Annotated in this window: 8 protein-coding genes; 7 read left to right on the forward strand and 1 reads right to left on the reverse strand. The window is 35.8% G+C overall.

Annotation, left to right across the window (positions count from 1 at the left end):
• Positions 1–129 precede the first annotated feature (129 nt).
• On the forward strand, positions 130–1,755 hold the full coding sequence (locus ACGHIY_RS00705; RefSeq protein ID WP_215676226.1) for an AsmA-like C-terminal region-containing protein: 1,626 nt from the start codon (positions 130–132) through the stop codon (positions 1,753–1,755).
• Between the two features lie 167 nt (positions 1,756–1,922).
• Here the strand turns inward: ACGHIY_RS00705 and ACGHIY_RS00710 are convergent, their stop codons facing one another.
• On the reverse strand, positions 1,923–2,654 hold the full coding sequence (locus ACGHIY_RS00710) for a copper amine oxidase N-terminal domain-containing protein (protein ID WP_287520387.1): 732 nt from the start codon (positions 2,652–2,654) through the stop codon (positions 1,923–1,925).
• A 217-nt stretch (positions 2,655–2,871) separates the two neighbouring features.
• Here ACGHIY_RS00710 and ACGHIY_RS00715 point away from each other — a divergent pair, with 217 nt between their 5' ends.
• The 6 genes from ACGHIY_RS00715 to ACGHIY_RS00740 all read left to right on the forward strand — a co-directional run bounded on the left by ACGHIY_RS00715 (position 2,872) and on the right by ACGHIY_RS00740 (position 15,493).
• Complete coding sequence (locus ACGHIY_RS00715; protein ID WP_390525582.1) at positions 2,872–3,189, forward strand: hypothetical protein; 318 nt, start codon at positions 2,872–2,874, stop codon at positions 3,187–3,189.
• Between the two features lie 47 nt (positions 3,190–3,236).
• Positions 3,237–4,568: a ShlB/FhaC/HecB family hemolysin secretion/activation protein gene (locus ACGHIY_RS00720; protein ID WP_390525583.1), complete on the forward strand. Its 1,332-nt coding sequence runs from the start codon at positions 3,237–3,239 to the stop codon at positions 4,566–4,568.
• 60 nt (positions 4,569–4,628) lie between these two features.
• The gene (locus tag ACGHIY_RS00725) at positions 4,629–11,945 is read left to right on the forward strand and encodes a hemagglutinin repeat-containing protein (protein WP_243632538.1); all 7,317 of its coding nucleotides are present in this window, start codon (positions 4,629–4,631) and stop codon (positions 11,943–11,945) included.
• On the forward strand, positions 11,942–12,775 hold the full coding sequence (locus ACGHIY_RS00730; protein WP_123138342.1) for a hypothetical protein: 834 nt from the start codon (positions 11,942–11,944) through the stop codon (positions 12,773–12,775). Before ACGHIY_RS00725 ends, ACGHIY_RS00730 begins: the two co-directional genes overlap by 4 nt.
• A gap of 1,358 nt (positions 12,776–14,133) precedes the next feature.
• Positions 14,134–14,631: a preQ(1) synthase gene (gene queF, locus ACGHIY_RS00735; RefSeq protein WP_004697960.1), complete on the forward strand. Its 498-nt coding sequence runs from the start codon at positions 14,134–14,136 to the stop codon at positions 14,629–14,631.
• Between the two features lies 1 nt (position 14,632).
• Positions 14,633–15,493, forward strand: coding sequence for a hypothetical protein (locus tag ACGHIY_RS00740; protein ID WP_123138343.1), 861 nt, complete (start codon positions 14,633–14,635; stop codon positions 15,491–15,493).
• Positions 15,494–15,598: the final 105 nt, after the last annotated feature.

Consider the following 15,598-nt stretch of genomic DNA (forward strand, 5'->3'; position numbering starts at 1 on the left):
GGCGCCTTGCATGCAGAGTTTTCTGTGAGCAAGGCGCTTTTTGTATGGAAAAGAGTTTCTTATGGTCAATATGATTGATACAGGCAACACCACATGGATATTGTGATTTGAACATGTTATAATAGGGCTATGAAACATTATATACGTTCTTATTGGACAAAATATAAACAATTGTATAAGAAAGGCCTAAAAGGCATTGCTGCCTTTCTTGCCATTGGAGCGATTATAGTCTTTGTACTAGCAACCATTGCTAGTCGTGGAATGGGCGTTATTTTTAATGAGGTTATGGCTCGACAAACTATGATGCGCGGTACGGTTACTGTTGAAAGTTTATCTGCTACACCGTGGGGAACTTTGACTTTTACAGGCCTTGTTTGGAAGGACCCAGAAGGGCATGAGTTGCTCAATGCACCAAGTGGGAAAGTCCGCGTCAATATGTGGGATGTGGTGACACGTAATTTTAAGTCCTCCGCTATCAAGGGCATTGAATTAGATGATGCGGTTATAGTTATTGATTTAGACGATAATAATCGGTTGGATTTCGCGCCCATATCTCCAGATGTAAATAAACCAATTAATGAGGTAGAGCCTCGTCCGAAAGCACCTAAAAAGACCACACAAGAACGGCAAGAGGAACTAGGTAAGAAAGTACGTAACTTTAATTGGCAAGGTCAACATTTAGATCTTAAGATTACACTTAGAAATAGTCAGTTAGAGGTCTTTAATAGAAATCGCCATTATGTGATAAAGAATGTAAACTCAAAAATTGATCTTGATAGTAAGAGGGCCATTCGTATCGATATGGAGACGGGCAAATTTGGTGGTACCGCCATAGGGGATGGTCTTGTATTAAAAGGTCGTGTAGATTTAAAGGATGTTTTAAAGCATCGCATGCCTCAACTGGATCTACAATTTGATGTGAAAGGGGTGGATCCATCATCACTAGGCTTTGGTGAGAATATTCATGATGCCATGACCTTGCTTACAAAGGTAACAGGCGATTTTAACCGTCCTTTTGCTAAAGGTCGTGTGACGATGCCTATTTTACGGATTCCTGCACTTACTTTTGAGAATGTAGTAGGAGATGTGACGTACCAAGATGGTATTTTGAATTTTGAAAACGTTAGTGCCAATGTATACAGCGGTAAATTGGAGGCTAAGGGTGTATATAATTTGGACACTCGAGCCTATACGATTACAGGCGTAGCAAAGGATTTAGATAGTAGTGTAGCCCTCAAGGCTCCTGAGTTTCTCGTGCCCGTATCGGCAAATTTGAACTTTAAAAGTGAAGGCCAACCTCGAGATATGGAGGTATGGGGTAACTTCTGGTCTGGTGAAGGGCACTATATGCTAATTCCGATTCAAAGCATTACGGGAAACTTTCACAATAAAGGGCGGCATTTATCCTTTAGCGATGTGAACGTACATACGAAAATCACCACTATCACTACGGATGCTCTGCGTATCGATGATGGACAGCTCACGATGGGGCCGCTTAATATTACTTCTCACGGAGGCAGTAATTTCATTCTGTATGATGAGTCATTTGATGAAATTGATGAAAATATGACTCGCATTAAAGATGATATGAAACAAGCTAGGGAAAATAGTAGACGTGCTTCTGACTCTGCAAAAGACATCGACAAATCTGGCCTTACAGCGCCGGACATAAAAGAATCCATGAAGGATCTGAAGCGGAGTATGGATACGGCAAAAGATAGTATAGATAATCTGTCAAAAAACAGTAAGCAATAAACTGTATTGAGCTGTAAAGGGTAAGAAGTAATAATAAAGTAACAATATAAAGTAACAAAAATAATAAACTAACAAAAATCAAAAAAGAAGGCAATCTATCATGGTGATGAGTTGCCTTCTTTAAGTTATAAGGTGCTAAATTATATATAGCTATACGAAAGATTTTATTATCTGTTTAATCCGTTAGAGCGTACATATTCGGTATTTTCTGTGTCTTTGGTATCTGTTTTGGTGTTAGTTCGTTTTACCGTAATAAGAGGTTTCTTTTCTTTGGTTTCCTTTTCTTCGTATGGAATTACTTTATCTCCTTGATCCGGTAAAAATGTTTCGATACCGTTTCGTTTGCCTTTTTGCGTGTTTGAATCAGTGGACAATTGACTTTGTTGTGGAACGATATAGATTTCGTCTTTATTGATGGTTACATCATTTAGCAAGAGTTTGAATGCATTTGGACTTACATATAGAATTCCGTCTACCATACGTGCTGCAGGCAGTAAAGATTCGGATGTATCAAGGTTGATGATTTGCAATTTACCCTTGCGCACGACTTGTTTAGAGTCTGGTTGTACCGCTAAGGTAGCAATATTCATATCGATTAATGCGGTTTTTGTAGGGGCATCCCAAGATACTTTATAACCTAATGCTTCTGATACTTGACGTAACGCTACGAGTGGTTGTCCGTCAACATAGATAACATTTGGTTTATTTTCTATGGGCTCTAATAATATGCCATCTACATTGATATAATGCTGTGTCGTTACTGATGTAGGTCTTTTTAAACTCTGTGTCGTTGTAGCTGTCTCCGTTCCGATTGCTGCCTGGGCAGGTTGCACCATTCCGCTTGTGAAAGCTAGCGCTCCAACGGCTATACCGGACAAAATCAGTTGTTTTAATTTCATGGTAACCTCCATTGTGTATAAAACGTCACGATAAATCATAATTGGTAATATAACATGGATATATGAATATTATATTATGAATTTTAATTTTATAAAACTAAAAAGAAGAAATATATTTATACTTTACAACAAAACTTTAATTATGCTATTCTGATGATACGTATTTCATGAACTTATCATGATTGGTGCTATTTGAGTATGTTTATAGGAGAGTTTCGTGAATAAAAAACACTTAGTTCTTCTGAGTTTAGGTATATATAGTCTATCTATGCCTTTAATGGTTCAGGCTACTGATCCAATTATACCTATAGCTCAACAAGAGCAATTACAACAAGACCGGGATACTCAACGAGAACGTAGCTTACGCTTAGATGAAGAGCGTGTAGAGACTGTTGCTAGTGAGCCGGCACTTATAGACGTACCTTCTGATCAGAATGGTGCGTCTTTTTATATTAAACAAATACAGTTAGATGGTATGCCTAAAGAATTATCTTTTCTAAATAAGCTTACCCACAAGTATGAGCAAAAAATGTAACTGTATCAGATATTACTAATATTCGTAATGCCTTTCAACGTAAATTGTTGGATAAGGGGTTTGTAACATCTCAAGTCTATATTCCAGAACAAAATTTAAATGATGGAATATTACAATTGATGGTTATACCTGGTCGAGTGGAAGATATCCGTTATAGTGAGTCTTCGGCTCATGGACCTTGGCGAACTGCCTTAGTTGTACGACCTGGAGATATACTTAATATCCGTGATATTGAACAAGGTCTTGAGCAGATGAAACGTGTATCATCTCAATCCGTGACAATGAAGTTACTCCCAGGTAAAGCTATAGGTACATCTGTTATTGAGCTATCAATCAAACAAGAAAAGCCAGTATATGGATCGATTAGTATTGATAATAGTGGTCTGGAATCAACCGGGATATATCAAGGTAGCTTTACTACCTCTTTTGATCAAGTTTTTAGAGCTAATGATACATTTACTATGTCATTATCAGGTGATCTTAGTGGATCAGGTAGTATAAAAGGAACTCGTGCAGCCAGTCTTAATTATATTATACCTCATGGAAAGGATACCTTTAGTTTTAGTTTTTCTAAATCACGATATCATCAAATGATACAGTCCAATCCATATGACTTCACATATAGTGGTAAGTCAACTACTATAAAGGCAAAATGGAATCATGTTTGGTCTCGTACACAGCGTGAGAAACGTGCATTTGATATTTCTATCAGTACACGTCATAATCATCGCTTTGTTAATGATACGGAAATTCCGGTGCAAGCATTACGTACTACCTCAATGGAGTTTGGTGTTTCTAATCGTAAATATATTGGTAATGCTACCTTGTATTCTCGTTTAGGATTTCAATGGGGCATTGGTGCATTTGGTGCACAGCCCGAACATACAGCATCTGTTGCAATGGGGGGGCCTACATCTAGATATCATATGTGGCTTGCTGATGTCGATTATCGTAAGCCATTTGTTATGGGCCATCGTCCTGCATCCTTTACATCTTCATTTCATGGACAATGGGTACAAGGCGGTAAAAGGGTATATAGTGTAGACACTATAAATATTGGTAATCGGTATAGTGTCTATGGTTTTGATGGTGAATATACACTTATGGGTGATAGTGGGTGGTATTTACGTAATGAGGTAGTCTCTGTTATTCCTCATCTTAATACAGAAGTATATCTTGGTTTAGATGTAGGCGCGGTATATGGTAAAAGTGCAGAAAAATTGGTAGGTAAAGCCATTGCAGGTACTGCAATCGGTATAAGAGGTAATTATGCATCAGGTTTATTATTTGATGCATTTATCAGCACACCTTTATATAAGCCACAAGGATATCATACGAAGAAGTTTTATAGCGGTTTTACCGTAGGATATAGATTCTAATCTAAATATAATTAAGACTTAATAAGTGTTGAACTATTATTTATATAATTGGAGAGTTATATGTGTAAAACGAATCAAGAACGACGTACACTAGGGCGTAAGATTGTATCCTGGCTAAGTTTTGGGGTGTTTGTAGCATCTCAATCGATGGTACTGGCTTCGCCAATTATGCCAGATAATAATGCTGTTATTACTGAACGACCATTAGTTCAGGAAACTGCTAATCAGATACCTTTAATTAATATTACGGCACCCACTAATAAGGGCGTCTCTATGAATAAATATGAGCAATTTAATGTAGAGAAACAAGGGGCTATTTTAAATAACTCATATGTAACGAGTAAAACAGAACTTGCTGGTTATGTACAAGGTAATAGTAACATGGTGAATGGTACTGCAAAGGTTATCGTAAACCAAGTTACATCAGGTACACCGACATCTATGAATGGTTATTTAGAAGTGGCGGGGCAAAGAGCTTCAGTTGTGGTCGCAAATCCTAACGGCATTACAGTTAATGGTGGTGGGTTCCTTAATGCAGATCATGCTGTGTTAACTACAGGTAGAGCAGAATTAAATGGTGCTGGAAATTTACAAAATTACCGCGTAGAACAAGGGAAAGTTGCTATTGAAGGCAAAGGTCTTGATGGAAAAGGTGCAGATTCTGTATCTATCTTGGCAAGAACTATTAATGTAAATGCAGGGGTTTGGGCAAACAAACTTAATACTCGTACCGGACAAAATCACATTGATGCTAACAACTTAAAGGCTACAGCTTTAGAGTCTTCAACTGTTGAAACAAAACCAATGATTGGATTAGATGTGGCTGCAGTAGGTGGGATGTATGCTAATCATATTACTATGGTTGGCACTGAAGCTGGTGTAGGTGTTAATCTTAATGGTGTAGTTGCAGGGTCTCAGTCTGTTTCAGTAGATGCTAATGGTCATCTATCTGTTAATGGTACGCTTCAATCCGATACAAGTCTCGTGGCTAAAGCAAATTCTATACAGAATATAAAGACAATTGCTTCAGGTGGAAACTTGGATTTAGAAACAAAAGAGTTAATTAATGCAGGGAATATTACATCCGTTAAAAATGGACATATTAAGGTAGAAGAAACTTTAACTAACAAAAATACAATGGCAGCTGGTGCCAATACTCAAGGCGCTGTGACAGGTAATGGCTCCTTGTCTGTTGAGGCAGGTACTATTCGTAATACTGACGCAGTGATTGTATCTGGTGGTACTACTAGAATTAATAGTAAAGAAGTACATAATATAGAGAATGGTCGCATTTATGGTGGAAAAGTAGCGATACAAACTGAGGTACTGGAAAATCGTAAGAATGTGGCGTTAGAATCTAAATTAGATGCTGCTATGGCAGATATGAAAGCAGCAGAGGATAAGCTTGAAGCAGCTTATGCTATAGATACTACAGCTTTTACATCAAAAACTGAACAAGATGAATATTTGAACCGAATCAAAGAACTATCCCAAGTATATGATGAAAAGCTTAAGATTGTTAAGTTAGTACAAGAGGAATTATCTGCTCATAAAGGGAGTACTGTTGCAGGTCGAGATGATGTAACTATTGAGGCGGATTCTATCTTGAATAGAGAGAAGTCTCTTGTGTATAGTGGTGGCACTATGACATTGGATGGTCGAGACACTTTGCACAATATCGGTGGTACTATTGAGGGAATTGGAAAAGGTGTCATCCGAAGTAAAGACTACCAAAATAAGAACTCTTCCTTTACAGCAAAACGTGTTAGCCCTGAAATTGAAAAAGGTCTTTCTGGTGCAAGTAATGACGCTATGCTGACAGAGCAAGAAGATCAAATCCTGATTACAGATAAAAATCATAGTGAGCATGGTCAAGTTTTTAAAAAGTCTGAATTTACTTCTTTAAATAGTGGCTATGGCGCACTCCATAGTTACGGAAAATCCCCAATGCCAATATATGAGGCTGCAGAATATGTTACGGTAGAACAAATTACGCCAGAAGAGCAAGCGGCAGGTGAAGAGTTAATTCCAGCAGAATATATTGGTACACAAGTACCTTCGTACGCTTATGATGATCCTATTTTTAAAGAGTTTGGCATTACATCTATGACAACAGAGCGCCCACTAACGTCAGGTCCTGAACAAGAAGCGTGGGATGCACAATATAAGCCAATTTTAGCTTCATTAAATGAAAAAATTAAAGCTCATAATGCAAAGGCTGAATTACATAACCAAAAAATTTCCGGAGTAGCTAATGAAAAAATAGACAATTATACTATTATTCGAAATAAAACAATGACCTCTAAAGAAGAGGTGAAAAATAGTACGCCAGGTGTTGTGCGCTTTGGTGGGGATCTGTCATTCACGGGAAATGGTACTAATGAAAATAGTCAAATGGTTGTAGGTGGTACATTAACTACTACGGGTGCTATTGATCAAGTAGCAAAAGAAAATCAAGAAGTGACTAATACATTTGGTACTACAGAAGCTTCATATACCTATAAAAGAAGATGGCCACATAAATCTAGACGAAGAGGTTATAAGGGTCAAGTATTTATGACTCCACAAGTAAATAAAGAAAATCCAATATCACTTGGGGTGGCTAAGAAAGAAGACAAAAATGGTAAGGCAAAAGGTGAGGTAGGGGATAATCACCGTAAAGAGGTACAAGACTTCTTAAATCCATTTGCACAAGATAGCAGCAATGATGCATCTAAACCAACTGCAGGAACTAATATTTTGGCATTGCCTACAGAATCTTTGTATAGAATACATCCTGAAAGCACTGCTAACTATGTAGTTGAAACAGATCCGCAATTTACGAATAAAAAAGCCTTTTTATCTTCCGATTATATGTATCGAGAGATGAAAACAAAGCCTGAAAATATCGAAAAACGACTAGGTGATGGTTTGTATGAGCAGACCTTGGTTAGACAGCAGATTGTATTTGGAACAGGGTATAGATTCCTTGATGGGTATACAGATGACGAAAGTCAATTTAAAGCGCTCATGGATGCCGGTATTGTCTATGCTAAACAACACGGTATTGCTCCAGGTGTAGCACTGACAGCAGAACAAGCAGCTAGTTTAACTAGTGATATGGTCTGGCTTGTAAAAGATATTGTTATGGTAGAGGGAAAACCTGTTGAGGTGATCTATCCTAAGGTATACCTTAAACAAAGCAATGGTTTACAGTTACATACTGATGGAACACTAATAAGTGCTAATACATTGGTTATGAATGCAAAGAAACGTATTCATAATGAAGGTGTTATTCAGGGTAAAACAGTAGTTCTCGCATCTAATCAAGATATTATTAATAACGGTCATATTAATGCAGACAAAGTTGGTTTGCAATCGGATACAACTATTTACCAACAAGGTCAAATTGTTGGTCGTGATGCTGTAGGATTACAAGCAAAAGAGAATATCACTTTTAACAATTCTATTGAGCATTTAACAAACCAAGATGTTTTACATAAAACGGCGGGTATTGCTATAAGCGGTGATACAGGCGTTATGATCGTATCTGCTGGCAATGACGTAAACCTAGGTGGTGCAACTATTGAAGCATTAGGTAAAGAAGGGGCTATCACTATTACCGCTGGACATGATATTAATAGTACTACAGATATTCTTACTGCTAAAAAAGATATGACTCAAGATGGGGATAATTATTTACGAACCTATCGTCAAACTGAACTAGGAACGACAATAGAGGCTGGTGGAAATGTATCTATTGGCGCCAAAAATGATATTAAGGCTCGTAATTTGACTGTTAGCAGTGATTCTGGGGCGGTAAAAGTAATTGGTGAAAATGATGTATCCATTGAAAATGGCTATAGCGAGTCTAAAGATGCATTTGCGTTAAAATACAAAGAAAAAGGCCTCCTTAATAAAAAGGAGACTAAAATCAAAACAAATGATGAATCTACAAATGCATTAATGAGTACAGTCAGTGGTCATACTGTAGTGGTAGGTGCTAATAACGATGTGACACTTACATCTTCTAATATCGTGAGTACCGCAGGAACATCTGTATTAGCAGGTCATGATGTAATAACGGATGCAGCGGCAAAGCATACTCTAAGTACCGCATCTAAAGATGTAAAAAAATCTGGTATTATGGGTGCTGGTATGGGTATCATGATTGGTAAAAAACAATCGAAAGATAACTATTATATCGATGAAACTACTCATAAAGCCACAACTTTAGGATCCACAAATGGAGAAGTTACTGTACAAGCGGGTGGCACAGTTCATTTGACCACGACGAATGCAGTAGGGAAAAATGGCGTTGTCATTTTAGGGCAAGATATTATATTAGATGGTAAAGATGACTTGTATAAACAAGAGGAGCGTCATGAACGTAAGTCTTCAGGGTTAACTGTAAGTTTAGGTGGCAGTGTTGTTGAAAAAATAGATAGTGCTGTAAAAAAACAACACAGTGCATCTGATAGAAGAAACAGTCGCTTTAAATCATTAGAAGGCAAACAGTCTATGGATCGATTGCTCTCTGCTATTGGCGAAGCAAAGCAAATTGTTGATAGAAGTTATAATGGCCAAATGAGAGCTATTAATTCACAATTGGAACGTGTCAATGCTGATATAGTCAATACACCAGAAACTGACGCAACTAAGTTAGCAGAGCTTAAAGCTAAACAAGAGTTTTTACTGAAAAGACGAAGTACTTTAGAAGAAAATAAAAGTGTTGTTGATAAAGCTACTGATAAAGCCATTGATAGAGCTATTAATGTACAAATAGGTATTGGATCTAGTAAAAGTGTAGCTGAATCGAAGTTAGAACGTCATACGTATTCTAGTGGGACTATTGACTCTGATGGAACTGTTTTGATTCATGCTAATAGTGCAGATTCAATTAAAGGTAATATTACTGCAATTGGCGAGCAAATCAAAGGGAAGAATGTACAATTAGCTGCTTCCAATACTATCAATCTAGAGGCCGGTTCAAATACGCAACGTGTTGAAACAAATAGTAAGTCTAGTGGCTGGAATGTTTCTGCTAATATTGGTATGAGAACTGGAGGGCTCGTAGGTTGGTCGGCATCCGCTTATAAAGGGACAGAAAATGGCATAGAAGATACTACTACTCATACAGGGACACATGTTGTAGGTACTAATAACGTATCTATTGAAAGTGGCAGTAATACGAACCTTATTGGGTCTACTGTTTCTGGGCGAGGTGTAACGGCGAAAGTAGGTAATAATCTCACTGTAGAAAGCTTACAAGACAGTCAGATTTATCATGAAACATCCAAGAATAAGGGGATATCTATATCTGGTGCAAACTTTATATCTCAACCTACGATTAATGGTGTTAATGTAAAAGGCAATATTGATAGTACTTATAAAAGTGTTACAGATCAATCGGGTATACATGCAGGTAATGATGGTGTGAATATTACTGTTGGCAATACGACAACATTAAAAGGTGCTATTATAACTAGTAAAGCTACACCTGAAAAAAATAAGATGTCTACCAAATCTCTAGTTATGGAAGACATTCATAATGAAGCGTCTTATAAGGCTAAGAAATCTGGTATAGCAATGAATACATCTGGATTGACAGCAAAAGGTATTCTCGGTAAAATCAACCCATTGGGACTATCTCCAGTAGTTTCTATTCCAGTATCAGATGAGGCCCAATCTACTACAAAATCTGCTATTAGTGATGCTATATTGGTAGAAGTAGAGGGTAAACCACTTACTGCTATTAACAGAGATACTGAACATGCACTCAATAGTATTAAACCAATATTTGATAAGGCTGATGTAAAAGAACGTATGGAATACGTTAATGCTGTATCTGATGAGGGCTTCAAGTTAATTGGGGATATTGCAATGAAGCAAGTTCAGAAGTATGAGGAAAAAGTCGCTAATACTTCTGATGAAGCTCTAAAAAAACGATATCAAAAAGAAGCTGATAAATGGAAAGATGGTGGCATTTATAAAGTTGCCTTACATGGTGGTTTTGGTGCAGTAGTCTCTAATATGGCTGGAGGCTCCAGTTTAGACGGTTTTGCAACTGCTAGTGCTAATGAGATAATGGTGGGGGCTATTGCTAAGGAAGTAGCTAAACATCCTAATAGTACAATAAATGCTGATGGTAAATATGTTGATAACTCTGATGTATATAAAATTGCTAGTGCGGTTTTAGGTAAAACAGTTTCACACTCTTCGTTAGGAACTGGTATTTCACTATCTGCTACAACAAGTAATTATTTAACTCATGAGCAAGGAAAACAGTATGAGTATGAGCTTTCTTTGGCTAAGAGTGAAAAGGAACGTAAACTAGTAATTCAAAAATGGAAAGCTATTGATGAAAAACAAGAAGCTGATTATATTAGTCAAGAGAAAAGTATATTTAAAAAATATTTTAATACAATATCGGACTTAATTGATTTTAATATCTATCTTCCGTATAAACGAGAGCGTAACAGATATAATATTAGTCTTGATCGTGCATTCTCTTTAGATTCTAATACTGGTAAGCTTAAGAAGGCGATGGTAAAAGTAATATCATTACCTTTGAAAGAGGAAAGTTCTTTTGCTGAGCGAATACAAAATGAGAAAAATATATTCGCTTTAAATCGGGCTGAAATAATAAGTAAAATAGAGGGCTTTAAAGCTGGATCTGATGAATTTGATGAAAATACTTTATATCATTATAATCGGATACGAGTAGGAGAAGATAAACTCTTATCACATATTTTAAAAAGTACTGATGTTACAAGAGGTGTTTTGGATAGCTTTACTGAAGATGGTTTTTCAGCATTTGAACGTTCTTTAGGAATCACTCCTAGTTACAACCAATATTATTACGGTGGTAAATTATTAGGAGATGGGATAGGTGTTGTTGGTGGTGGTATTACTGCTGGCACAGGTGTTATAGAGACGGGGATATTTACAGCTGGCGGAGTAACAGCTGTTGCTACGCCGGTATCTGTGACACAAATAATGGCAGGTAGTACACTAGCAGTTCATTCAGCTAATAATTTTGAAAAGAATCTTACGCTGTTTGCAAAGCATAATAGAGAGAAGCCAGAAATATCCACCAAATTTAACTTTGATGAAGAAGCCCCTTATATTAGGGAAAATCGTCTGCCTAAAGATTCTGAAACTATTTTATCAGATGGTACATTTGATAAAATAGGTAAAGTCGAACCTCATGGTGCTCAGGTTTATAAAAAAGATAAAAAATATTATTATAGAGATACACTTCACTTTGGAAAGAAAGCACATTTAGAAGTATTTGATAGAAAAGGTAATCATTTAGGAGAAGCAGATCCTTTGACGGGGGAAATAAAGCCACATTCTGCTGATTCTAAAAAGAAACTTAGTAAGGAATATAGATGATAGAATTAGAACCTATTAAACAGATAAAAAGTCCAAGTTCAGAAAATGTTATAATTTTTGCTTTGCGATGTGCAAATTATATAATTATAAATGATAAACTTAATGGTCTAATTATTTTGGACATGGATTGGAGCGAAGTTAATAGAATTTATATAGGCGAACAATTATTACTTATTGAAGCTATATATACAGATATGCTGAAAAACAGAATTGTATTTAAATTAGAGTCGTCTTTATGCTTTGTAGATATTGATACACATTTTGTTAAGTTAATACCTATTCCTAATAATATTAAGGAATTCTATTTTTATCAATTATACAAATTTAATGATGACATAATTTTAATGCATACCAATAAAGGGGTAGTATCTTTGTCATTGGTTGATTATTCTGTTCATATTATAAATGAAGTAGCAGAATATGATGAAAAATTTGCATACGTTATTTATGAAAGTGAAACAAAAGAGTCCTATTCTCATAATGGAAAATTAGTTTGTTTGGATACAGATAATATAACTATATTAGATTATTTTAAAAAGGTTCAGATTAAAAACCCTATTTCTGTCCCGTATTTTGATGTATCTGTGACGGATAGATATGGTTTAGCTATTGGAGAGGAACAATTACAGATTTTTAACCTATATGGAGATATAAAAAGTTGGATATTATCATATAAAAGACCGTGGTATGGTGAGCGGGCTGATATAGTTGGAAAAGATGATGGACTCCATTTATATGTTATAACTCGTAATGATTTGGACGAATTAACAAGTCTTTCAGAGTATTTAATTCCGTTTGATAAGATGCCTAATCATATAATTTTAATATAAGTGTTAGCAAATTATTGAGGTGAAAATATTTTTAAAATATTTAATTTAATCTTTTGGGTTGGAATGATTTTTTTCCTAGGAGGCATTACATTAATGCTTGTTATGGATCCTGAGGTTACTAGTGACGAGTTTTGGATATATTTCTATGGTAGTGCTTATATTATTAGTGGAATATTTATGTTGGGATGGTACTTTATATATAAGCTCTTAAAAAAATGATTATATTTGAATTAATCTTAAGGTCATGATCATTTAAACCCGATAGGACGTTATAGTCTAAACTTCAGTGATAAGTATTACTGAATGATTTAGAACTATAGCGTCCTTTTACTATCTTGGCACTCTTATCATAGCCGATATATGGTGTTAAGGATGTGGCAATCATGATGGATTATTCTAATTTTTATTATATAAATTTATATAAAATTTGTGATATATTAGAGTTAAAATTTTAGTTGTGTTGTAAACGAGTGGTTTTAATGATAGGAATACTCATATGTTATTTTTAAAAATTTATAATTATTTTGTCAGGGGCGTTGTACTTTTCTTTCTTATAATTATTCCTTTTACTATTGTTACAAATCCTGAAATGATCGAGGATGAAGTCGATTTACTGTATATATTGTAATCCTTTTGATCTATGTAGTATGGACTTATATTTATAACTATTTAAGTCGTAAAAGGAGTTAGTGTTTGTGCATATTCATTTACCCTTAGTTTTCGTAGTCATCTTTTATTCGGCAATTGTTCTCTATTGGATCATATATAAAATACTCTTAAGAAAAAAAACTTTCACCATTACTAGTATCTTTAATTGCTAATTCTAATTATGGTTTTATTAAAGTCATCTCTTGGGCGATAATTATTACATACCCCTTCATGCTATTTAGCATGTTTTATTTCTTAGATTACATAGCTGTGCCAATTGTTATGGCTTGGTTTTTACAATCTGTTTTAGTTGCAGCTACCCTATTCAGGCAGCCATCACACAGTCGTTATTAAGATTGGGCTAGAAAGAAACAGATGTATGTAGTGTGGATTGTATTTTTTTATTTCTTAGCGGCGCTAGGTATATTGAAATTCTATGATTTTTTGTAGTGTTTAAGTTGTAAAGAAAAAGTATATTCCCGTTATTGAGAATCAAGGGAAAAGTAAGAATGTCTGCTAACAATAAAAATTTTTAAAGCTGTATATATGTTTTTTGTTCTATCAATTAATTACATATATAGAAGCGTAATTATAATGAGGCGGAACCTCTTATAGAATACATTTTAGAAAATAAGAACTAGAATTTCTTATGGTATAATTAAGTATCACATGAATTATTTCTTATATCGTATTATAGAAAGAGGTTCCTTATGGCATCCGGCAGATCTGAAAAAGAGTTACAAGGGGTAACGATGTTAGGTCACAAGACCGATTATCCTACTGATTATGCGCCACAGGTGTTAGAGGCGTTTGATAATAAACACCCTGATAATGACTATTTCGTTAAGTTTAATTGCCCTGAGTTTACTAGCTTGTGTCCTATGACAGGTCAACCAGACTTTGCGACAATCTATATTTCTTATGTTCCAGATAAGAAAATGGTAGAGTCCAAGTCTTTGAAGTTGTATCTGTTTAGTTTCCGCAATCATGGGGACTTTCACGAGGACTGCATCAACATTATCATGAAAGATCTTGTGAAGTTGATGGATCCTAAATATATCGAGGTGTGGGGCAAGTTTACGCCGCGCGGTGGTTTGTCCATCGATCCATACGCAAACTATGGCAAGCCTGGTACAGAGTGGGAAAAGACTGCAAAAGAGCGCCTTCATTTCCACGACATGCAGCCTGAGCGTGTAGCATACCGTTAATATGGCATACGAATATTTAACAATGGTCACATCCTTTATTACTTGTTTTATGATTGGTGTGACCTTGTCTTTACAACCTGCATCGATAATCGTAGGGACTCACACTCATTTAAGAGAACAAAGTAAATGGACTCGCTGGAACGGATATATCATTTTTGTGTTGCTCCTATTTGTGCTAGATATGCTTGTAACAAATGGTATATATATTGCGTTTCACGATGTGTATGGTAATCTCTTTAACATTGGTTATCTTGATTTCGATCTGATGGACATGTTCTTTAGTGAAAGCTTTCAAATAGGTGTTATTCTAGTCTTTTCGCTCATATTGTTTCAAGTATTAGGGCTCGTTGATTTAGCTCATGGAGAACGGGATTTATCCTTTTATTATGACCAAGTAGATGCAGGTAAACATAAGCCTTCTTGGATGGAGCGGTACATGGGGAGTCAAAGAGGCTCTCTTGGAGCGAGCTTGGTGGGCTTGCTTTATATGCTGAGAATGACGATAAAAACAATGTGGCCTTATATCGTGTGTCTAGTGTGGTTTAAAATCCTAGCCATACTTGTAAATGTACTAGTGTCTCCGAGTATTAACCGAATTATGCATGCTGATAATGAATTGACGACCCTAATCATTTTCGACCCATATATTATCACCTATGTAGTTGCTGGTTTCTTATGGGGTCATGTAGCGTTACATCATGATGTAACTAAAGTATCGCATTTAGCTAGTAGTATGGCTATATCTCTTATCCCTCGTCTTACAGTCTTGGTAGGAGCAATTTTCTTTATTGGATTGGCCCTCATCATTATAATGGTACCCATCACATGGGATGGGGTACTTGACGCACTTACAACAAAATAGATAAAGCTAGTTATTTCCTGTATTTTTAGGGTTTTAAAAGTCGTTCTCATTCTCTTGACAATGAAATGATTCAAATGTTAGAGTATGGTTGTATTAATTGGAATA

Source organism: Veillonella parvula (genome assembly GCF_042850485.1).
GTDB classification, from domain to species: Bacteria; Bacillota; Negativicutes; order Veillonellales; family Veillonellaceae; genus Veillonella; species Veillonella parvula_Q.

What these genes read in the sequence shown, in the direction of transcription:
- ACGHIY_RS00705 (WP_215676226.1), top strand. Translation starts at nt 130, where the DNA reads ATGAAACATTATATACGTTCTTATTGGACAAAATATAAACAATTGTAT.
- ACGHIY_RS00725 (WP_243632538.1), top strand. Translation starts at nt 4,629, where the DNA reads ATGTGTAAAACGAATCAAGAACGACGTACACTAGGGCGTAAGATTGTA.
- ACGHIY_RS00710 (WP_287520387.1), bottom strand. Translation starts at nt 2,654, where the DNA reads ATGAAATTAAAACAACTGATTTTGTCCGGTATAGCCGTTGGAGCGCTA.
- queF (WP_004697960.1), top strand. Translation starts at nt 14,134, where the DNA reads ATGGCATCCGGCAGATCTGAAAAAGAGTTACAAGGGGTAACGATGTTA.
- ACGHIY_RS00740 (WP_123138343.1), top strand. Translation starts at nt 14,633, where the DNA reads ATGGCATACGAATATTTAACAATGGTCACATCCTTTATTACTTGTTTT.
- ACGHIY_RS00730 (WP_123138342.1), top strand. Translation starts at nt 11,942, where the DNA reads ATGATAGAATTAGAACCTATTAAACAGATAAAAAGTCCAAGTTCAGAA.